This window comes from Bradyrhizobium sp. USDA 4532 (assembly GCF_024171315.1).
GTDB lineage: Bacteria > Pseudomonadota > Alphaproteobacteria > Rhizobiales > Xanthobacteraceae > Bradyrhizobium > Bradyrhizobium australafricanum.
On the sequence record NZ_JALJZN010000001.1, the window covers coordinates 4,524,538 to 4,543,486 of the forward strand.

The following is an 18,949-nucleotide window of genomic DNA, read 5'->3' on the forward strand; positions in this document are numbered from 1 at the left end:
GATCTGACCGGCGCGCCCCAGGCGCGCCGGCAAATTGCGGAGAGGATCGCGATCAGCGTTGGCGTCCGTGCATCACCAGAGCACCGGGAATTCCTCGAAGCCGCCAGTAATGATCTCCTTGCGCAACTTCAGTTCTTCAGGCGCCACGGCCAGACGCAGCGCGGGAAAGCGCTGGAAGATCGAACCGAACACCGCCTTGAGTTCCAGCCTGGCCAGCGCCCCGCCGATGCAGGAGTGCGGCCCGTAGGAGAACGCCAGGTGCGGCTCTTCCTGGCGTTCGATATCGAAGATTTCCGGGTCATCGAAATGGCCCGGATCGAACGACGTCGCCGGCAGGCCGACCAACACTTTGCTCTCCGCGGGAATATCCACGCCCGCGATGGTCACGTCGGTCCTCGGATAGCGCATGATGCCGTCCCAGCCCGCGCCCGGCGGGTACATGCGCAGGATTTCCTCCACCGCCATGTCTACCAGGGATGGATCGCCGACCAGGCGTTCGCGCTGTTGCGGATGGCGGAACATGGCCAGCAGGCCGAATTCGATCTGCGCGACGGAGCTCTCGTGCCCCGCCACCAGCATGCCCGCCGCAAGGCCGACCGCCTCTTCCTCGGTCGCCTTGCCCTGGTCGACCGCCGCGAGCAGATCCGTCAGCAGGTTGTTGCCCGGAGCCTGGCGCTTGTCGCGCATCTTGCCGCGCATATAGGCGCGCAGTTCTTCCCAAGCCCGGCGCGACGCACTGCGCGGGCCGCTTTCATGCTGGTGCGTCATCACCTCGTCGGACAGCCGGGCGAAAAAGGCGTGATCCTCGTAGAGCACGCCCATCAGCGCGCTGATGACCATGGCCGGAAGCGGAAAGGAGAGGTGGCGCCTCAGGTCGGCGGGCTGAGGCTGGGCCGCTAGTTTCTCAAACAACTGCGCGGCGATCGCTTCGACCTGCTGCGCGAGCAGCTTCACCCGGCGGTCGCTGAAGGCCGGCGCCACGATCGTGCGTAACCGGGCATGCTCGCCCCCCTCGTGCGAGACCAGCCAGCCCGGCGAACCGAGAATCACCGAATCCGGGGTGAATGCCGCCGGCGGCATTCCCGCGGGCCGGAACGCCGCGTCGGACAGCACTGCCTTGGCCTCGTCATAGCCTGTGACCCACCAGCCTTCGTGTCCGGACGGGAAGCGCACGCGGTGGATCGGACCGTTGGCGCGTAGCGCCAACATCTCCGGCGAAGGCTCGATGTGATCGACGCGCCACATCGGCAGCGTCGGCAAGGATTGTTCGGACATGGTGGCACATCACTCTCTAAGCGATGAAAGGCGGAAGGTGACCGATAGGAGCCGCAGGCAGCGAAGACGGCAGATAGACGACAGCCTCCGCGACGTTGGTCCGCACCAGATCCCCCATCCGCACGAGTGGCGCGAAGAAGGCCCATCGCAATTCCAGGCGTCCCAGCGCACGCTCAGGCAGAAGGGCGGCCCCTAGCCGAACGGCAGGTGCGGGTTGTGCCGCCGCATGACATCGAACCTGTCGGCATCGCCAAAGATCGACTGACCGTAGGGATTGGTGAAGGAGCCTCGAGGTACCCGCCACCAACTTGCCCGCCAATTTAGCCTGCGGAGCAGTCGCACTTTTCCGGTGGCAGTTTCGCTGGCTCCCAAAAGAAGAACTCTAGATCGCATCCAACCCTTCCCTGCATTTCTCGGTCCACTACCGAGCGCCAAGTCATGCCACAGCAAACCGTCGGAACGGACCAAACGCGAACGGCGACGCGCGCCGTGTCCGTCCCGAAGATCATCGCACCGCGATTGTGATGATGCCGTGAACAGAGCAAATCGCGTGCCGAGATGAGTTCGCAGGCTCAGCAGGCACTTCGTAGCGCGCGTATGTCAGGTTTCTGGCATTGAGTCTCAATGCCGACAACGGCGAAGCAAGTGCCCGACAAAGGCCTGCTCTCGCGCTGAATGTGCCGGGCGGCCTTGGACGGATTTCAAGCAACCGGATTGGCTGTGGAATGTGGTTCGCAGGAAACCACTTCGATGTCGGCGGTAGTTATCCCGAAAATGAAACCCGCCTCTCCGACATCTCGCTGAGTTGGATGGCGCATGCTGCCGAGACCTTTCCGGACCACAAGGGACCCGACGGATTCGGCATCAAGGTACACGATAGATTTCTGAAGCTGAATGCGGATCGCTTGGTCCCTGGCACGACGAGCGCGAACTCGGTCACATTTGACTGCAAGTCAGGGGCCGTCCACCCCAACACGAGAGCGCGGTGCGGCTCTGCCTGCACGCGCAAAGACCTAAGCGCACGTGATGCAGACCATTCTACAAGAACCGCCCGGCATCTTTCACAGGGATCTCAGAATTGGGGAAACCTTGTCCTCTGCTTACTGGGAATCCAGCCTTGTGCGAGGAGCCGGAACAGATGGCGGACCACAGGATTCGTCGTATTCGGAGCCTACTTCAATGCTGATGACTACTGAACGAAGGCCGACAATACGGACGCTGCGCGGATGGGAGATCCACGTGCTCCGGGAAGCGGGCGCCATCAGCGAGTGCGAGGAGCACGGTTGGATGCAGGACCGCGCCGATCCGCGTGCACGAGAGCGGGCCTTTCAATATCGCCCGTCGAGACCCGCCAATAGGCGCATCCGCTGGTGCAGCGGAAGCCGCTGTTCGCGACGTGCTGGACTCGATTGGAGACACCTGTCCAGAATGCCCCAACGAGGATGACCGGCACTAAGCGTCTACGCCAATTCGTCTCTGACTCTGCGGCCTAACTGTTTCTCCATCCGCTTGCGCGCGTCGCCGACCTTTTTGACGGCCTTCTTCACCACCGGCGCCGACTTTCCGGTCTTCTTCGCCTCGTACTGCACTTCGTAGTCCTGCCCGCCTGCCACCCGCGGCCGGTCCTGCTTCGTTCGCGCGCCGTGTTGCATTCTTCGCTGCCGCCATCGGTGCCTCCTGTTGTGACATTGAAAGCACTGCGACAGGGTTCCGGCACGATTCGAACTGTGCCAATTTGAATCGGCTGCAACGTGGAGTTCTTCCTGTGCCGTTTCAGCGTAAAGCCAATAGCTACCGGCGGCCGACGGCACGACCGACTTCTCGGTCCTGCAGAACGAGCTCAAGGGCAAATCGAAGAGCATCGTCCTCGTAGCGTTCGATCTGCTCTATCTGAACAGCCCCGCGACATCCGACTCCTGCTCTTTCAGCGCAAAGCCGAACTTAAGAAAATCCTAATAGCGGTACCCGGGAACGGGCAGTGATAGCCACGCCAGCATACGCCATGACGGCGGGCCCCTTTCCCGAGTGCCGACGGCGAGGAGCTTCATGAGTCCTTGCGCGAGGGATCGAACCCGCATGGCCGAGACGCTGCGCGGCTCGGTTCAGGAGAGCCCGTTGCGGCATCGGCCGCACGCGCCAAGCGGAAGAAGTGACCCGGGCTTGAATCTGAGGGTCTAGATTTCCTCACGCGCATGCGTCTGCGCGTCATAGATCCTGACCCGAAGCTTGGGAAAGCGTCTCTTCAGTTCTTCTCCGCCGGCCCTGGCGCCCTCTTTCGTTGCAAACTCAGTTTTTAACAGGCCATCGACTTCGATCGCGAAGCCTGAAGTCGGCATCTTGCGGGCGGTAGCAACCATCTTGTTTCGTCTCATATTGGATTTTGCGCACAAACTGCTTAGCCTGAGTCGGCGAGAAGCCGCCAGTCACAACGGCCATTGTTGACCACCAAGTGGCGCCTGTCTGCAATTCGCATGCTGGTCTGGATGCTTTTCGGTCTACGCCTCCCCCAACCTAGGCCGCCTGGATTCTAGCGAGGAAGTCGTCCAGCTCGCGCTTCAGCCGAGTACCTTCCTCAGAAAGCAGTTCGGCAGACCTTAGCACTCCCGCCGAAGCCTCCTCGGTCAGCTTTGCGCCCTTAGTGACCTCACCGGCGCTTGTCGCCACCAGCGTCGTCCTGGCTGCGGCTTCCTGCACATTGAGTGCGATGCTTTGGCTGGTCGTCTCCTGCTTTCCGATGGCCTCCACCACGGTCCCCGCAATCTCCGAGATGCGTCCGATGAGGCCGCCAATTTCGGCAATAGTCCCGACCGAATCACGTGTCGCAGCCTGTATTCCGCCGATGTGTTCGCTGATCTCAGCGGTGGCATGGGCGGTCTGTGTCGCGAGAGATTTCACTTCCTGTGCGACGATCGCGAATCCCCTGCCGAAGCCTCCGGCGCGTGCAGCCTCGATAGTGGCGTTCAGCGCGAGCAGATTTGTCTGCCGCGCGATCGCGGCGATCAGCTGAACGACGCCGCCTATCCGCTCCGCCGCGACCGCCAAACCGGATATTCGCTGGTCGCTCAGTTGCGCCATACGGACCGCTTCGTGCGACATACTGGCCACCTGGTCAACCTGCCGGCCGATGGTGGCGATGGTTCCCGCCATTTCGCCGGTAGCGTCAGCGAGGCGCTGAACGTTGGCGGAGGTCTCCCCCGATGAAGATGCGACCTCGACGGAGAGTTGCCTGCCGCGATCGGCCGCGCCGGTAAGGCTGCGCGCGGACGCTTCGAGCTCTGATGATGCGGATGAGACGGCGCCGATAATCTGACCCACGGCGCTTTCGAACTCACCGGCGAGCCGCGCGATATCGGCCTTACGCCGTTCGGCAGCGACACGATCCAGTTCGGCGCTCGCATCGAGCTCGGCCCGCGCCCTCTGGCGGGCTTTCAGCTTGAACATTTCGACCGATTCGGCCATCTCGCCGAGCTCGTCCTTTCGGCCAAGTCCTGGCAAAATCACGTCGAACCGCCCCTCGCCGAGCTGGCGCATGGCCGCCGTCATCGAAGCCACTGTTTCGGCGATGCGCTGGCCGAACAGCACTGCGGTGAGCCCCACAAGAACCGTTGAAAGTCCAATCACCCAGATGAGCGTCTGCCGGATCTCTTCAGCATGGGCTTCAGCAACCTGCGAACGCGCGCCGGCCGAAGCCATGATCTTCACGAGCGCCGGACGGACACGGTCGTAGATGTGTCCAAGATCGTCCACTTGGTCATTCAGCGCTTGCTGCGTGACCATGAACGCAACGAAACTCAACTTGTATGCGCGGATCAGGTCGAGGATCTGGGATTTCGCCTCCTCTGGCAGGTTGGCTTGAGCAAGCGCGGTCTCGAATATCGCCTCTTGATCGACCAGTTGATCGCCATATTTGTCCTCGCCGCGCAGGATGAAATCCTTCTCGTGCCGGCGCATCATCAACATCAAGGTCGTGAGGCGCGGCTGGCTCAGCTCTTTCAGCCGTTGCTCGACGTCGTGAACGGCATTGCGCAGCTTGCCTTGAAATCCCTCATTCTCATTGAAGCCGAGATTGCGTTGGGCGGAGACAATGTTATGAAAGCGCGTTGCGTAGAGACCGATCACCGAGCGCAGGGACGTCACCTGCTTGAGCGGGTCGTTATCGGGCAACATCGTCGCAAATGTTTCAACGTAACCGAGGTCTGAAAGCTGCCGTTCATAATTCTCGGCATGGTTCTTGATCAAGACATCACTTGGTTTGCGGAGGAAGTCGTTTGCGATTTGTCGCGACTCCAGGAAGCTCTGTGACAAGGATGCGATATGATCCTTCAATTTGTTGCTGTCGTTTGATTCGCTCTGAACAAGACGCGCGTAAGTCAGTGCGCCGGCGCAGATAACGCCAGTGACAAGGACCCCGGATATCCCGAGCAGCGCCATTTGGCTGCGCAACCCGATGCGGAAACGCTTCGATGGCTTGCCGTTCCTTGTCACAACTTCTCTCATGTTACCCCTTGAATGAGTTCGTGCCCCGGTGGCCGTGTTGGTTAACACGGCGCCGACAGACGTTGGCCAGTATTGGCTGAACGGAAGTTGTTGACCTGGTTCATTCGGTCGATGTTGACCGGCTCAATAGGTCAGATTGATTTCGAAATCCTGAACTTGCACTGTACCTGCTGGTCGGCGTGAACGACGAGCACTCTCCGGCGATTGCAACAGCATGCCCGCAAGGTGGGACTCGTCGATCGCTTTTGCAGAAAAGATGCGAGCCTTGCGCGAAATTCGCCGTCAACCGGCGTGAGACATCGATATCGCTATAACCGCTCGCGCAATTGGGGGCCGTAATAAGACCCAACTGGCTGCGGGCTGGATACTTCCGGTCGAATCATCGTGATAATTATCTTCGGTTGATGTTGACGTGCGTCATTGGCACTTGGCGATAATACGCCCTTTCGTTGCACGGAGATTTCTGCGACGCACTGCACCGCTCAGTACATACAATCGTGCGCAATGGACAAAGATGGGGAGTAGATAGTGCGTTGGTTGTTTGCAAGTAACGCGGCAGGCGCCTCTGGACGGGCGCGCCGAGCGAGCCTGCGTCCGCAATCACGCCAAGCAGACGCCGGATTTCACGCCGCGTGGCCATGTCCGCGTTCTGCAGCGGTTTGAGCAGCGCCGCGGCGCGGTCGCCATTTGATCCATAGCCTCAGAATTGCTGATCGGTTTGATGTTTGTCGACGTAGAACCCGAGCCACTTCACAAGCCATTTTGTCCGCTGCTTTGTGTCGAAGCGCTCTGCGAAACGCAGGAGCGCAAGAGCTGCCGACGGGGAGTAGGCCGTGGCAGTGACCCAGCCGTCGATGGCGGGCAAGGTCGCGTCAAGGTGAGGCCAATCAGGAGGAATCGGCGACATATATGCTCCGACGAAACCTGCAGCTGCGGCTCCCCTGCCAAGATCATCGAGGTCGGACCTGTAATCATGCGCTCGAAGATGTAATTGGCAGGCGGCTGCCGCACTGCCCAAAATCTGGCATCTGGCGCGCGCCCGCTCTGAACGAACTCGGTCGCGATGGCATCGAGGTAGTCCCCGATGAGATCATCACCGGTAGCGATGTTGATCCACCGCCGGCGGCCAGGCGTCCTGTCGCGTTTGCCACAGCGTGCACCACTTCGTACCCTCATGGGCGATGCGAAGTACCGGGCTGACAACAAAACCTACTCGCCTGCAGAGGGCTGCGGTTCGCTTGCACGATCGCCTGGTGAAGATTCATCCGTTTCTTAAGACAACGGAAGGCATGCCCGCATCATGGCGGCTACGGTTCTGGACCGTGTCTACAACGCAAAGCCGATTGATTGGGCGGGCGGGCAGGATCTTCAAAAAATGAATGAACGCCGAACGGCATATATCGCTCCGCTTAAGGCAGCGGACAAGGACGATATCAATCCGTTACTGGAATTTGTAGGCGAGGCGTGATGAACGCTCCGTCGAATGCAGTACGAGGACACGAGCAAGAAAGCCAACTGTGGCTTCAGCCACAAAATCCAAAACAACGCGGAAAAGACGCGATCCGATCATCCATGGCGCTCCATCCAAACGGCGTCGACCAAGAGTCCTTGCGGAAGAGTCCCTTCGAGGTGGTTTAGCTTTCTGTTCGCTTGCTTAGCCACACCTGGCTCAAGGTTTGAAATCTGCCAATTTACGCAGTCAAGCTAAGTAAAAATGCGTAAACGTAAACTCCTCCGGGCCATCGACGAGAATTTTGAGGCTGAACACGCATTGTCCCGTGCAACCATCCGATTTGTGCGCCGCTGCACGCATGGGCTTCCGAATCGGACCGCGTGCCCTTGTTTGGACGAGCCAAGCATGTTGCGATGCACAGATCGGCGGAATGGATCGCCTAGCATAGGGCATCGCGATGCCACGGCAAACAGCGCTACCGCCATCACTTGCACCACGGCTCATCAGTCGCGAAGCCGCCGCCGCTTACGTCTGCGTGTCACCCAACACGTTTGATGAGATGGTGAAAAACGGCCAAATGCCCCGAGCACGATTGCTCGGGGAGCGGCGTCGGGCTTGGGATGTCCGTCAACTAGACATCGCCATTGATGAACTGCCTTCCGATGGCAATAATACTCGCGTTGATGACACGTGGAATGATGTCGATGCCCCGCAAGCTGCCGCCTTACGTCGAGCGTAATCACGTCAAGGGCCATACCTATCTATCGTTTCGTCGTGGCAAAGGACCGCGCTCTCGTTTGCCGAATGATCCCACGAGCGAAGAATTTATGGTGGCGTACCAAGCCGCGTTGCTAGGCCAATTTGTACCGGTCCGAAATCGGTTTGTGCCGGCCGCGTCAGGCACTATCGCGGCGCTCATTGCTTCCTACATGAAGAGCGCCGAATACATTGGCCTCCGTGACACAAGCAAGACGGGCTACATTGGCCGTCTTGAGACGCTCCGGATCGAACACGGTCATCGCACAATCGCCGGGCTCTCGCGCGAGCGAATCGTCACCGGCATTCTTCAACCCTATGCGAATCGCCCAGGTGCGGCACTCGATACACTGAAGAAGCTTCGGATACTGATCCGTCACGCGATCAATATCGGATGGCTGAAGCATGATCCGTCATTGGGTATCAAACGGCCGAAGATCAAGAAAATTCGGTCGTGGACCGACGACGAAATTGAGCAATTCAAAGAATGCTGGCCGCTCGGCACCAAACAGCGCACTGCGTTTCACCTGTTCCTCAATCTGGGTCAGCGTCGCTCCGACGTAGTCAGGATGGCGCAGACGCACATCACGCCAGAACGCAAGATCAGGATAAGGCAACAGAAGACCGGGCGCGAGCTTCTCATCCCGTTGCATCGGGACACCGTCGAGGCGCTCGACGCATATGACATGCAAAGCGTCGTGATCATTACTACTGCTTATGGCAAGTCCTTCACCGTTGATGGTTTCAGTGGATGGATGCGCGACGCTATCTCGAAGGCCGGACTGCCTCTCGATTGTAAGCCGCATGGTCTACGGAAAGCCGCCGGACGTTTGCTCGCCGAAGCCGGCGCAACGGCGAAGATGATCATGTCTGTCCTCGGCCACACGACGCTAGCTGAAGCTGAGCGCTATACGGAGGAGGCTGATCAGGCGGCCCTCGCTGAAGACGCGGTGATCAAGCTTGAAGGACACAACGCGAACAGGATTCCCCAAACCACTTCCGCGAGTTTGGGGAAAAAGCCGAAAATGAAAGGGAAATCAAGCCGAAAGGTGTCAGGCTGGCGCTCCCTAGGGGAATCGAACCCCTGTTTCAGCCTTGAGAGGGCCGCGTCCTAACCGCTAGACGAAGGGAGCGTTGAGAGGCAAGGCAATAGCCTTGAAATCCGGCCGCCGCAAGATGCCTTGTGCATTGCGGCGGGGATTTTGTCACGCATGCTTTACGAACGCCCCCGGGGGCATCCGGCGCCATAGCGCTGGATTCCGGGTTCATCGCCGCGCGATGCCCTCAGGTGTGCAATCGCGCATCCGGGAAGACGAGGCCGGGCGAGATGCCGCGCGTGCCTTTGCCGAGCGCGTCGCACCTGCACGCTACAGTGGCACCGCCCGCGCGATCGCATGATGGCCACCCTGAGATGTCATGTCGTCGTCGTGCACGGCCCTGCTTTCGCCAAATGGCAATGCAAAACACTTGGCTGTGAAGTCACCCGGCGTCCGTCTCTGCTAACATCGCAGCCCTTCACCATGCTGCGCCCCGCACGGCGCCGGACAAGCGAGAGGAGTGCTTGGAACAAAGCGCAAGCGCTTGACGGCCTTGGCGCACGGCAGATTTGGCTCACGAATATCTTGGCACAACAAACATCAGCGCGGTCGCAGGCCATGGAAGACGTTCCGCACCTCGCGCCGCACAGGTCAATAGCTTAAGCAGAGCGAGGACAGACCATGATCAAACTAAAAATCAACGGCCAGGAACAGAATTGGGACGGCGACCCGGATCTTTCGCTGCTCTGGTATCTCCGTGACGAAGCAGGCCTCACGGGCACCAAGTTCGGCTGCGGCCAGGCGCTGTGCGGCGCCTGCACCGTGATCGTCGACAAGGAGGCGGTTCGCGCCTGCATCACCTCGGTGTCCGACGTCGTCGGCCGCGAGGTCACCACCATCGAGGGGCTGCATCCGACCGGCGACCATCCGGTGCAGAAGGCCTGGCGCCAGGTCAACGTGCCGCAGTGCGGCTACTGCCAGGCCGGCCAGATCATGCAAGCCGCGGCGCTGCTGGACCAGAACCCGAAGCCCAGCCACGACCAGATCCGCGAAGCCATGGCGGGCAATATCTGCCGCTGCGGCTGCTACCAGCGGATCGAGAATGCCGTCCATCTCGCATCGACGGGGGTGTGACATGAATATCCGCACCAATCCCAGCAAGCTTCGCGGCTTCGAGAAGCACGTGAAGGTCGAGAACGTTTCGCGCCGCAGCATCCTCAAGGGGCTCGGCATCGCCGGCTCTTTCGTGCTCGCCGCGCCCGTGATGACGCGCCAGGCGTTCGCCTATGAAACCGGCGCCGGCAAGATGCCGCACGGCGTCGTGGTCGACCCGCGCGTGTTCGTCGCGATCGCCCCCGACGGCATCGTCACCATCCTGGCGCACCGCTCCGAGATGGGCACCGGCGTCCGCACCAGCCTGCCCTTGATCGTCGCCGAGGAAATGGAGGCCGACTGGTCGCGCGTCCATGTCCAGCAGGCGCATGGCGACGAGGTCAAGTTCGGCAACCAGGACACCGACGGCTCGCGCAGCACGCGGCACTATCTGATCCCGATGCGCCAGATCGGCGCCTCGGCGCGCTCGATGCTGGAAGCCGCCGCCGCCAAGAAATGGGGCGTGCCGGTCACCGAGGTGAAGGCGCAGAACCACGAGGTGGTGCACAGCGCGAGCGGCCGCAAGGCAGGCTTCGGCGAACTCGCGGCCGACGCCGCAAAGGAGTCGGTGCCGAGCGTCGAGGGCCTCAAGCTGAAGGACCCCAAGGACTTCCGCTATCTCGGCAAAGGCCAGGTCTCGATCGTCGACCTGCACGACATCACCACCGGCAAGGCGAATTACGGCGCCGATGTCCGGCTGCCCGGCCTGAAATACGCCGTCATCGCGCGTCCGCCGGTCACCGGCGGCAAGCTCAAGTCGTTCGACGACAGCGCGGCCAAGAAGGTGCCGGGCGTCGAGAAGGTGATGGAGGTCAAGGGCTGGCCGTGGCCGTCCAAGTTCCAGCCGCTCGGCGGCGTGGCCGTGATCGCGCGCAACACCGGCGCCGCAATCAAGGGCCGCGACGCGCTGAAGATCGTCTGGGACGACGGCGCCAACGCCAAATACGACTCCGTCACCTATCGTGCCTCGCTCGAGGAAGCCGCGCGCAAACCCGGCCTCGTGGTGCGCAAGGAAGGCGACGCCGATGCGGCCCTGAAGACCGCCGATAAGGTGATCACGGGCGAATATTATTTGCCGCATCTCGCCCATGTCAGCATGGAGCCGCCGGTCGCGGTGGCCGACGTCAAGGGCGACAAGGCCACGATCTGGGCGCCGGTGCAGAGCCCCGGCGGCACCCGCGAGGATGTCGCCAAGACGCTTGGCATCCCCGAGGACAATGTCACCGTCAACGTGACGCTGCTCGGCGGCGGCTTCGGCCGCAAGTCGAAATGCGACTTCGCGCTCGAGGCGGCATTGCTGTCGAAGGAGCTCGGCGCGCCGGTCAAGGTGCAGTGGACCCGTGAGGACGACGTGCATCACGACTTCCTGCACACCGTCTCGGTGGAACGGATCGAGGCCGGTCTCGACAAGAGCGGCAAGGTGATTGCGTGGCGGCACCGCAGCGTGGCGCCAACCATCGCCTCGACCTTCGCCGCCGGCGCCAATCACGAGGCGCCGTTCGAGCTCGGCATGGGCCTGATCGACAACCCGTTCGAGATCGCCAACCTGCAGTGCGAGAATCCGGAAGCGGCCGCGTTCACGCGGATCGGCTGGTTCCGCTCGGTCTCCAACATCCCGCGCGCCTTCGCGGTGCAATCCATGGTCGGGGAAATCGCGCATGCGACGGGCCGCGACCAGAAGGAGATGCTGCTGGAGCTGATCGGAAGCCCGCGGATCGTCAACCTGTCCTCGGTGAAGGATCCCTGGAACTACGGCGAGCCCTATGACAGCTACCCGATCGACACCGCGCGCTTGCGCAAGGTGGTCGAGCTGGTCGCCGAGAAGGGCGAGTGGGGCCGCAAGGTGCCGAAGGGCCACGGCCTCGGCATCGCGGTGCACCGCTCGTTCGTCAGCTACATCGCGACCATCGTCGAGGTGGCGGTCGACAACAAGGGCAAGTTCTCGGTGCCGCGGGTCGACACCGCGATCGATTGCGGCACCTATGTCAATCCGGAACGGATCCACTCGCAGATCGAGGGTGCCGCGATCATGGGGCTGAGTCTGGCCAAATACGGCGAGATCAGCTTCAAGGACGGCAAGGTGCAGCAGGGCAATTTCGACGACTTCCCGGTGATCCGGATGGACGAGTCGCCTGTGATCACCAACGTCTACATCGTGCCGCCCGGCGCGGACACCCCGCCGAGCGGCGTCGGCGAGCCCGGCGTGCCGCCGTTCGCGCCGGCATTGATCAACGCGATCTTTGCCGCGACCGGAAAGCGCATCCGCGCCCTTCCGATCGGCAAGCAGCTGGAGACCTGAAGCTGGAACGTCGGACGAGATAGGTCGTTCTCATCGATCCACTGGAGCAGATCGATGAGAACCCCACCTCAAACATTCGGGACGCTCGCGGCAACCCTGTCCGCGGGCGTCTTGCTTTTTGCGACACAGACGGCGCTTGCCCAGACCGCCTCGCCGCCGAACGCAACGGCGACCCGTCCGGCGCGGGTGCTGCCCGACCAGAACTCGGTTCCGAGCAGCGGCCCGCCAGCGACCACCGGCCAGACCACTGGCGAGGTCAGCCGCGATCCCACGATCAAGCAGATGAACGACGACGAGAAGCGGAAGGTCGATACCAAGGGCAAATAAAGCAAGCGCGGACCGGGAAGCGGCGGTCTCCCCATCCGCCGCTTCCCGATCGCATCGCCCCCTATAGGTGAGAAGCGTTTTCGAACGGAACGAACACCGTTTCGCTTCGAGAAAACGCGTCATAACAAGCCGGCGCTTCGGTCCTGATTCAATCAGGACCGAAGCTCGGATCACGTGGCTTACTTCTTGTCGAGCGCGAACACCCAGATCACGCCGCCTTGCGGGACGTTGTTCTCGAAGCCCTTGACCTTGCCGGCCAGAGCATCCTGGATGCGTTGCGCGTCGACGCCCCAACCCGACTGGACCGCGATGTATTGCGTTCCGTCGACCTCATAGGACATCGGCATCGCCATGATGCCGGAGTTGGTCTTCTGCTCCCACAACAGCTCGCCGGTCTTGGCGTTGAAGATGCGGAACATCCGGTCGTTGGTGCCGCCGGCGAGAACCAGATCGCCCGCGGTCGCCGTCACCGAGCCGAACAGCTGCGAGGTCTTGAAGTCGTGCTGCCAGACCTTCTTGCCGGTGGCCGGATCCCACGCCTGCAACTCGCCGAAATGATCGGCGTTCGGTGCCGGCGTCAGTCCGATGTCCTCCGGCTTGGTGCCGAGCCAGAGCTGGCCGGGTACCAGCGGCTGCTTCTCGCCCGTGAAGCCGCCGCAGAAGTTCTCGTTGGCGGGAACGTAGACGAGCTTGGTGCTCTGGCTGTACGCCGCCGACGGCCAATCCTTGCCGCCCCACAGCGACGGGCAGAACTCGACCCGCTTGCCGATCACCGGCTTGTGCTCGGGATCGACGATCGGCCGACCGGTCTCGGCCTCGATGCCCTTCCAGACATTGGTCTTCACGAACGGCCAGCCGGACACGTAGTTGATCTTGTCGGGCTTGTTCTCGAGCACCCAGAAGATGGCGTCGCGTCCCGGGTGGATCAGGCTCTTGAACGAACGTCCGTCACGCTGCAGGTCGACCAGCATCGGCGCATCGACCTCGTCCCAGTCCCAGGAATCGTTCTGGTGATACTGGAAGTGCTTCTTGATCTTGCCGGTCTCGGGATCGAGACCGATCACCGAGCTGGTGTAGAGGTTGTCGCCGGCGTGAGCCGAGCCCGGCCAAGGCGCAGCGTTGCCGACGCCCCAGAGGATCGTCTTGTTGTCCTTGTCGTAGGTGCCGGTCATCCAGGCCGATCCACCGCCCGACTTCCAGTCGTCGCCACTCCAGGTCTCGTGCCCGGGCTCGCCTTCGCCGGGGATGGTGAAGGTGCGCCAGAGCTCCTTGCCGCTCTCGGCATCGTAGGCGACGACATAGCCGCGCACGCCGAACTCGCCGCCGGAGCCGCCGACGATCACCTTGCCGTCGACCACCAGCGGCATCAGCGTCAGATACTGACCCTTCTTGTAGTCCTGGACCTTGGTGTCCCAGACCACCTTGCCGGTCTTGGCATCGAGCGCGACGACATGGTCGTCGGTGGTGGCGAAGTAGACCTTGTCCTGCCACAGGCCGACGCCACGGCTCGTCGGGTGCAGCTGGAACAGATCGTCGGGAAGCTGCCGCTTGTAGCGCCAGTACTCCTCGCCGGTCTTGGCGTTGAGCGCGATCACCTGCCCCATCGGGGTCGCGGCAAACATCACGCCGTTGTTGACGATCGGCGGCGCCTCATGGCCCTCGATGACGCCGGTCGAGAAGGTCCAGACCGGCTTGAGGTCCTTGACGTTGGAGGTGTTGATCTGGTTGAGCGGACTATACCCCTGTCCGTCATAGGTCCGGCGATACAGCATCCAGTTGCCGGGTTCGGGATTTTCGAGACGCGCCGAGGTCACCGAACTGTAGTTTTCGATCGGCCCCGCGACGGCATAGGTCGAAATGAGGCACGTGAATGCGACACAACTCGACAGTAACCACTGCTTGCTTGTCATGAGATGCTACCTCCCTGCTCTGTTTTGATTTTTTCAGTTTAGGTCATGCAGAAATCCCGATGTGGCCTCATCCTCCCTGCTGAGCACCCACCTTTCCGACGAATGGCGCTGCGACCGTGATCGCGCCGTCGGCAACCGTCAGCGGCAATGCCGCGAGGCGACGTGGCGCCGGCCCGAACACGACCTGCGCATTCTGCCGCGGATCGTATTCGGAGTTGTGACAGAGGCATTTCAGAACGCTCTTGTCGCCCTGCTCTTCCTTCAACCAGGCAGTGATCGGACATCCGGCATGCGTGCAGATGACCGAGTAGCAGACGATGCCGTCAGGGGCGCGGGCGCGCGTGGCATCGTCGAGTTCGGCGGGATCGAGCTTGACCAGCACGACCTCGTTCAGCCGCGAGCCCTTGCGAACGACCGAGGTGTTCGGGTCCTGCGGCCAGGCGCGAATAGGCGGGCCGCCCAAGGTCAGATCTTCCGACTTGATGACCTGGCCGGCCTTGTCGCCCTCGGCGCGCACGAGCCGATCCGCTTTTTGCGGCCGCTCATTGGCGCCGGGCTGTTCGTCATCATCGGCGGCCGCAGGCTCGATCGCGGCGAGGCAGGCGCAGCCTGCGAGCGCGGTCAACACCGCGCGGCGCGTCGGGTCGGCGCACGAGCCCGACAGATCGGACTCACCGGACTGTTCGATGGAAGCGCTCGGGTTGGATCGCGACATGGCGCAAGCTGAACGTGCAACTCGGCCGAAAAGATGGCGGCACACCTTCTCGATGCGCGAACGCATGCGCAAAAAATACGCTGCAGCTTTCGGTTGATCGACCGCGCGGCTTCGCGATTGCTGCGATCAGGGTTCGTTGACGAAGCTCAGCCTGCCGACAGGTTTCAGCGTCTTTGCATCAAATGTGCGAATCTCTGTTGCACCGCCCACGTCAAGCGTGAGGACCAATCGTTCGCCGGCGACACCGGTGGCGACGATGCGCGCGCCTTTCGGCAGCGCAGCAGTGACGTCGGAAACGGAAACGGGGCTTCCCTCGCTGCGATAAAGGCGGTAGCCGATGGCAATCAATACGACGGCCACGGCCAGTGCCGAGGTCAGGCCCGCGATCAGCATCATGCGCCGCACCCGCGCGATCAGCGCGGCCTGGTCGGGGGTCGGTTCGGTCACAGCGGTGTCGGTCATCACAAGGCTCTATCTTTGCAAGTGTCTTCGCAACAAGTCTCTTCGAATGGCGGTCGGAAGCTGGAGGTCGTCGTCGCCGGCGACGAGGGCTCGGCCCGGCTCGACCGCGTGCTCGCGCAGCGCAGTCCCGAGCTGTCCCGGTCCCGGCTGAAGGCGCTGATCCTCGCCGGTTCCGTGACCGTCAAGGACGCCGTCGTCCGCGACCCCGCTTATCATGTCGCCAAAGGCGATACGATCATAATCGACGTGCCGGAGGCCGCGCCCGCCGAGCCGCAGGGCGAGGACATCGCGCTCGATATCGTGTTCGAGGACGACGACATCATCGTCATCGACAAGCCGAGGGGCCTCGTCGTGCATCCCGCCGCCGGCCACGCCAGCGGAACGCTGGTCAACGCGCTGATCGCCCATTGCGGCTCGAGCCTGTCCGGCATCGGCGGGGTCAAGCGGCCGGGCATCGTGCACCGCCTCGACAAGGACACCACGGGGCTGATGGTGGTCGCCAAAAACGACCACGCCCACCAGTCGCTGACCGCGCAGTTCGCCGACCATGGCCGCACCGGGCCGATGGAGCGCGGCTACATGGCGTTCGTCTGGGGCGTGCCGAACCGGCCCCACGGCACCATCGACGCGCCGATCGATCGTCACCCGCACGCCCGCGAGAAGATGGCGGTGCGCCAGGGCGGCCGCGAGGCGATCACCCATTTCGAGGTGCTCTCGAGCTTCGCCGGCCGCGACGGCAAGCCGGTCGCCTCGCTGCTGGCGTGCCGGCTCGAGACCGGGCGGACCCATCAGATCAGGGTGCACCTCGCCCATCTCGGCCATCCCCTGCTCGGCGACAGCGTTTACGGCGCCCACTTCAAGACCAAGGCCGGGCAGCTCGGCGCGGAAGGTAAGGACACACTCACTGCGCTGGGCCGGCAGGCCCTGCACGCCTATCTGCTGGCATTGGAGCACCCCCGGACCGGAGAACTTTTGCACTGGGAGGCGCCTTTGCCGGAGGATTTGCTTCTTCTGCAACGGGCGCTGGAAGCGGCGGTATGACGCACCCCTCCCGGAAAAGCCGCGTTATGACAACAGGTTATACCTGCCACACGGGGACGTGACGTCAGCAATCCTTCCCTATCACGGACAGTTTGGTGTATGTTGCACCTGCGCTGAATACCCAGCGCGGAACATCGCAGCATGGCCGGCTTTAACCCAGCGGCCACCTGCCGGGCCCGCCGCTATCGGGGGCCTGAACCACTGGAGGGCGCTCTAATGGCCCGTACAGCTACGTTGCCGGTCCTCAATGGAGAATCCGGCCTCTCTCGATACCTCGCCGAGATCCGCAAGTTCCCGATGCTGGAACCCCAGCAGGAGTACATGCTCGCCAAGCGTTGGCGCGAGCATGACGATCGCGACGCGGCGCATAAGCTCGTCACCAGCCATCTCAGGCTCGTGGCCAAGATCGCCATGGGCTATCGCGGCTACGGCTTGCCGATTTCCGAGGTCGTCTCGGAAGGCAATGTCGGCCTGATGCAGGCGGTGAAGCGATTCGAGCCCGAGAAGGGCTTCCGTCTCGCCACTTACGCCATGTGGTGGATCAAGGCGTCAATACAAGAGTACATTCTGCGTTCCTGGTCGCTCGTGAAGATGGGCACCACCGCGAACCAGAAGAAGCTCTTCTTCAACCTGCGCAAGGCGAAGAGCAAGATCTCCGCCCTGGAAGAGGGTGATCTCCACCCCGACCAGGTCAAGCTGATTGCCAAGCGCCTCGGCGTGACCGATCAGGACGTGATCGACATGAACCGCCGCCTCGGCGGTGACGCGTCGCTCAACGCCCCGATCCGCGACGACGGCGAAGCCGGCGAATGGCAGGACTGGCTGGTCGACAACTCGCCCAACGCCGAAGCCCTGATGGCCGAGAGCGAGGAGTTCGATCATCGCCGCCAGGCCCTGAACGGTGCGATCGGCGTGCTCAACCCGCGCGAACGCCGCATCTTCGAGGCGCGGCGTCTGGCGGACGAGCCGATGACGCTGGAAGACCTCGCCGCCGAGTTCGGCGTGTCGCGCGAGCGCGTGCGGCAGATCGAGGTCCGCGCGTTCGAGAAGGTGCAGTCGGCCGTGAAGGGCACGATTGCCCGGCAGGAAGCCGCGCTCGAAGCCGCGCACTGATCGCGCAGCAGCGAGCCAACAGACACGAAAGCCGGCGGCAACGCCGGCTTTTTTGTTGTTTGCAAAGTGGTGCTCGGCACGCACCTCGATCCGGGGCGTGTAGCCATCAATCCGCCTGCCGACGAATGTCCGCATCAGCCTCGGGTGCGGACTCGCGAGGCGCATTCGGTCATGCCGGCTAAGGGGCCAGTTTCGGACCTTCCCGACAGGCTGCAGTGTCTTCGTGCAACGCCACCCGTTCCCCGGATGCGTCAGGTGCCGTAGAATGTCACGGCCCTTGAAGCGGGACGTGCCGAAATCACCGTCCGGGCAAACGAGCAGCACTGGTGCTATCGGCAGGCACACGCTCTCCTAGAGGCCGTTCTTTTTTCGGTTTCGCACCACCGTTCACCACGAACTTTGCGCGCTGCATTTGCGGCCGCTCGTTCGGTAACGTCGGGAGAAAAGCGATGAGGAAGGTCGATCGAAGGTCCGCACTGGGAATCGCGTTGGCAGCGGTTTCGACTGCCATGATCAAGCCCGCCAAGGCTCAAGCCACGGGCTACAAGGATGCGGCACCTTGGCCAGGTGTCGTGGTGCGTGAATATGAAGGCGAGACACCATCCCTGATCCCAGGATTTAAGACGGTCTCAATGCGCGATGTCATTATGCAGCCGGGATCGAAGACCATGGGCCCCCCGATGATGAATGCCATGATCTGCCATATCACCGAAGGGGAGCTTCGGCTTGAGCAGGACGGAAAGACCTTTACGGGCAAGAAGAATTTTGTCTGGACCTGTAACAAGGAAACAAAAGAGCAGGCGTACAATGATGGGAATGTGGTCGCGATCATGCGGATCACGGACCTGAAGGCCTGAGGCTCTTTTTCTTCGCAAGAGATAGCAAGAGATAGATTGCAGGAGCGGATGGCGC

The 18,949-nt window shown here is 62.1% G+C and carries 16 protein-coding genes, 1 tRNA gene and 4 pseudogenes; 11 read left to right on the forward strand and 10 right to left on the reverse strand.

Annotated features, from left to right (window positions below; translation table 11 throughout):
* Window positions 1–72 precede the first annotated feature (72 nt).
* Window positions 73–1,275 (reverse strand): cytochrome P450, encoded by a 1,203-nt coding sequence (locus J2R76_RS20630; protein WP_253624828.1) that lies wholly within the window; start codon window positions 1,273–1,275, stop codon window positions 73–75.
* A 725-nt stretch (window positions 1,276–2,000) separates the two neighbouring features.
* On the opposite strand from J2R76_RS20630, the pseudogene J2R76_RS20635 reads away from it, so the two are divergent.
* Window positions 2,001–2,132: pseudogene (locus J2R76_RS20635) on the forward strand (phospholipase effector Tle1 domain-containing protein); the annotation flags it as partial.
* Between the two features lie 322 nt (window positions 2,133–2,454).
* Window positions 2,455–2,731, forward strand: a pseudogene (locus J2R76_RS20640) (hypothetical protein).
* A 4-nt stretch (window positions 2,732–2,735) separates the two neighbouring features.
* Here the strand turns inward: J2R76_RS20640 and J2R76_RS20645 are convergent.
* Complete coding sequence (locus tag J2R76_RS20645) at window positions 2,736–2,927, reverse strand: DUF3606 domain-containing protein (RefSeq protein WP_253624829.1); 192 nt, start codon at window positions 2,925–2,927, stop codon at window positions 2,736–2,738.
* Between the two features lie 175 nt (window positions 2,928–3,102).
* Here J2R76_RS20645 and J2R76_RS20650 point away from each other — a divergent pair.
* Window positions 3,103–3,230, forward strand: a pseudogene (locus tag J2R76_RS20650) (DNA ligase); the annotation flags it as partial.
* 219 nt (window positions 3,231–3,449) lie between these two features.
* Here J2R76_RS20650 and J2R76_RS20655 read toward each other — a convergent pair.
* The 3 genes from J2R76_RS20655 to J2R76_RS20665 all read right to left on the reverse strand — a co-directional run bounded on the left by J2R76_RS20655 (window position 3,450) and on the right by J2R76_RS20665 (window position 6,679).
* A complete protein-coding gene (locus tag J2R76_RS20655) occupies window positions 3,450–3,632 on the reverse strand; it encodes a hypothetical protein (protein WP_076827915.1) in 183 nt (60 codons plus the stop codon).
* 154 nt (window positions 3,633–3,786) lie between these two features.
* Window positions 3,787–5,760, reverse strand: coding sequence for a methyl-accepting chemotaxis protein (locus tag J2R76_RS40850; protein WP_253624830.1), 1,974 nt, complete (start codon window positions 5,758–5,760; stop codon window positions 3,787–3,789).
* Between the two features lie 712 nt (window positions 5,761–6,472).
* A complete protein-coding gene (locus tag J2R76_RS20665; protein WP_253624832.1) occupies window positions 6,473–6,679 on the reverse strand; it encodes a hypothetical protein in 207 nt (68 codons plus the stop codon).
* A gap of 393 nt (window positions 6,680–7,072) precedes the next feature.
* On the opposite strand from J2R76_RS20665, the gene J2R76_RS20670 reads away from it, so the two are divergent.
* Window positions 7,073–7,240: a hypothetical protein gene (locus J2R76_RS20670; RefSeq protein ID WP_253624833.1), complete on the forward strand. Its 168-nt coding sequence runs from the start codon at window positions 7,073–7,075 to the stop codon at window positions 7,238–7,240.
* A gap of 881 nt (window positions 7,241–8,121) precedes the next feature.
* Here J2R76_RS20670 and J2R76_RS20675 read toward each other — a convergent pair.
* Window positions 8,122–8,388 (reverse strand): hypothetical protein, encoded by a 267-nt coding sequence (locus J2R76_RS20675; RefSeq protein ID WP_253624834.1) that lies wholly within the window; start codon window positions 8,386–8,388, stop codon window positions 8,122–8,124.
* Window positions 8,389–8,397: 9 nt separating this feature from the next.
* On the opposite strand from J2R76_RS20675, the pseudogene J2R76_RS20680 reads away from it, so the two are divergent.
* Window positions 8,398–8,850, forward strand: a pseudogene (locus J2R76_RS20680) (tyrosine-type recombinase/integrase); the annotation flags it as partial.
* Between the two features lie 189 nt (window positions 8,851–9,039).
* On the opposite strand, the gene J2R76_RS20685 reads toward J2R76_RS20680, so the two are convergent.
* A tRNA-Glu gene (locus J2R76_RS20685) sits at window positions 9,040–9,114 on the reverse strand.
* 585 nt (window positions 9,115–9,699) lie between these two features.
* Here J2R76_RS20685 and J2R76_RS20690 point away from each other — a divergent pair.
* From J2R76_RS20690 to J2R76_RS20700, 3 genes are read left to right on the forward strand one after another with little or no spacing between them, the layout of a single operon-like run.
* On the forward strand, window positions 9,700–10,152 hold the full coding sequence (locus J2R76_RS20690) for a (2Fe-2S)-binding protein (RefSeq protein WP_028333166.1): 453 nt from the start codon (window positions 9,700–9,702) through the stop codon (window positions 10,150–10,152).
* A gap of 1 nt (window position 10,153) precedes the next feature.
* Window positions 10,154–12,469: a molybdopterin cofactor-binding domain-containing protein gene (locus J2R76_RS20695; protein ID WP_253624835.1), complete on the forward strand. Its 2,316-nt coding sequence runs from the start codon at window positions 10,154–10,156 to the stop codon at window positions 12,467–12,469.
* Window positions 12,470–12,523: 54 nt separating this feature from the next.
* Entirely contained in the window at window positions 12,524–12,796 is a 273-nt protein-coding gene (locus tag J2R76_RS20700) for a hypothetical protein (RefSeq protein WP_253624837.1), read from the forward strand.
* 179 nt (window positions 12,797–12,975) lie between these two features.
* On the opposite strand, the gene J2R76_RS20705 is transcribed toward J2R76_RS20700, so the two are convergent.
* The 3 genes from J2R76_RS20705 to J2R76_RS20715 form a co-directional block, all read right to left on the reverse strand.
* The gene (locus J2R76_RS20705) at window positions 12,976–14,706 is read right to left on the reverse strand and encodes a methanol/ethanol family PQQ-dependent dehydrogenase (RefSeq protein ID WP_038387773.1); all 1,731 of its coding nucleotides are present in this window, start codon (window positions 14,704–14,706) and stop codon (window positions 12,976–12,978) included.
* Between the two features lie 67 nt (window positions 14,707–14,773).
* Window positions 14,774–15,421, reverse strand: a complete 648-nt coding sequence (locus J2R76_RS20710; protein ID WP_253624838.1) for a ubiquinol-cytochrome c reductase iron-sulfur subunit — start codon at window positions 15,419–15,421, stop codon at window positions 14,774–14,776.
* A gap of 126 nt (window positions 15,422–15,547) precedes the next feature.
* Complete coding sequence (locus J2R76_RS20715; protein WP_028333161.1) at window positions 15,548–15,883, reverse strand: hypothetical protein; 336 nt, start codon at window positions 15,881–15,883, stop codon at window positions 15,548–15,550.
* 21 nt (window positions 15,884–15,904) lie between these two features.
* Between J2R76_RS20715 and J2R76_RS20720 the strand changes: the two genes are divergently transcribed.
* From J2R76_RS20720 to J2R76_RS20730, 3 genes are all read left to right on the forward strand, one after another.
* The gene (locus J2R76_RS20720) at window positions 15,905–16,924 is read left to right on the forward strand and encodes an RluA family pseudouridine synthase (RefSeq protein WP_244435987.1); all 1,020 of its coding nucleotides are present in this window, start codon (window positions 15,905–15,907) and stop codon (window positions 16,922–16,924) included.
* A 216-nt stretch (window positions 16,925–17,140) separates the two neighbouring features.
* A complete protein-coding gene (gene rpoH, locus J2R76_RS20725) occupies window positions 17,141–18,037 on the forward strand; it encodes an RNA polymerase sigma factor RpoH (RefSeq protein WP_024581019.1) in 897 nt (298 codons plus the stop codon).
* Between the two features lie 449 nt (window positions 18,038–18,486).
* Window positions 18,487–18,894 (forward strand): hypothetical protein, encoded by a 408-nt coding sequence (locus J2R76_RS20730; RefSeq protein WP_057018049.1) that lies wholly within the window; start codon window positions 18,487–18,489, stop codon window positions 18,892–18,894.
* Window positions 18,895–18,949: the final 55 nt, after the last annotated feature.

Excerpts from the sequence above, each read along its gene's own strand:
- J2R76_RS20630 (WP_253624828.1), bottom strand. The coding sequence starts at position 1,275 with ATGTCCGAACAATCCTTGCCGACGCTGCCGATGTGGCGCGTCGATCAC.
- J2R76_RS20645 (WP_253624829.1), bottom strand. The coding sequence starts at position 2,927 with ATGCAACACGGCGCGCGAACGAAGCAGGACCGGCCGCGGGTGGCAGGC.
- J2R76_RS20655 (WP_076827915.1), bottom strand. The coding sequence starts at position 3,632 with ATGGTTGCTACCGCCCGCAAGATGCCGACTTCAGGCTTCGCGATCGAA.
- J2R76_RS20665 (WP_253624832.1), bottom strand. The coding sequence starts at position 6,679 with ATGTCGCCGATTCCTCCTGATTGGCCTCACCTTGACGCGACCTTGCCC.
- J2R76_RS20670 (WP_253624833.1), top strand. The coding sequence starts at position 7,073 with ATGGCGGCTACGGTTCTGGACCGTGTCTACAACGCAAAGCCGATTGAT.
- J2R76_RS20675 (WP_253624834.1), bottom strand. The coding sequence starts at position 8,388 with ATGCTTCAGCCATCCGATATTGATCGCGTGACGGATCAGTATCCGAAG.
- J2R76_RS20690 (WP_028333166.1), top strand. The coding sequence starts at position 9,700 with ATGATCAAACTAAAAATCAACGGCCAGGAACAGAATTGGGACGGCGAC.
- J2R76_RS20695 (WP_253624835.1), top strand. The coding sequence starts at position 10,154 with ATGAATATCCGCACCAATCCCAGCAAGCTTCGCGGCTTCGAGAAGCAC.
- J2R76_RS20700 (WP_253624837.1), top strand. The coding sequence starts at position 12,524 with ATGAGAACCCCACCTCAAACATTCGGGACGCTCGCGGCAACCCTGTCC.
- J2R76_RS20705 (WP_038387773.1), bottom strand. The coding sequence starts at position 14,706 with ATGACAAGCAAGCAGTGGTTACTGTCGAGTTGTGTCGCATTCACGTGC.
- J2R76_RS20710 (WP_253624838.1), bottom strand. The coding sequence starts at position 15,421 with ATGTCGCGATCCAACCCGAGCGCTTCCATCGAACAGTCCGGTGAGTCC.
- J2R76_RS20715 (WP_028333161.1), bottom strand. The coding sequence starts at position 15,883 with ATGACCGACACCGCTGTGACCGAACCGACCCCCGACCAGGCCGCGCTG.
- rpoH (WP_024581019.1), top strand. The coding sequence starts at position 17,141 with ATGGCCCGTACAGCTACGTTGCCGGTCCTCAATGGAGAATCCGGCCTC.
- J2R76_RS20730 (WP_057018049.1), top strand. The coding sequence starts at position 18,487 with ATGAGGAAGGTCGATCGAAGGTCCGCACTGGGAATCGCGTTGGCAGCG.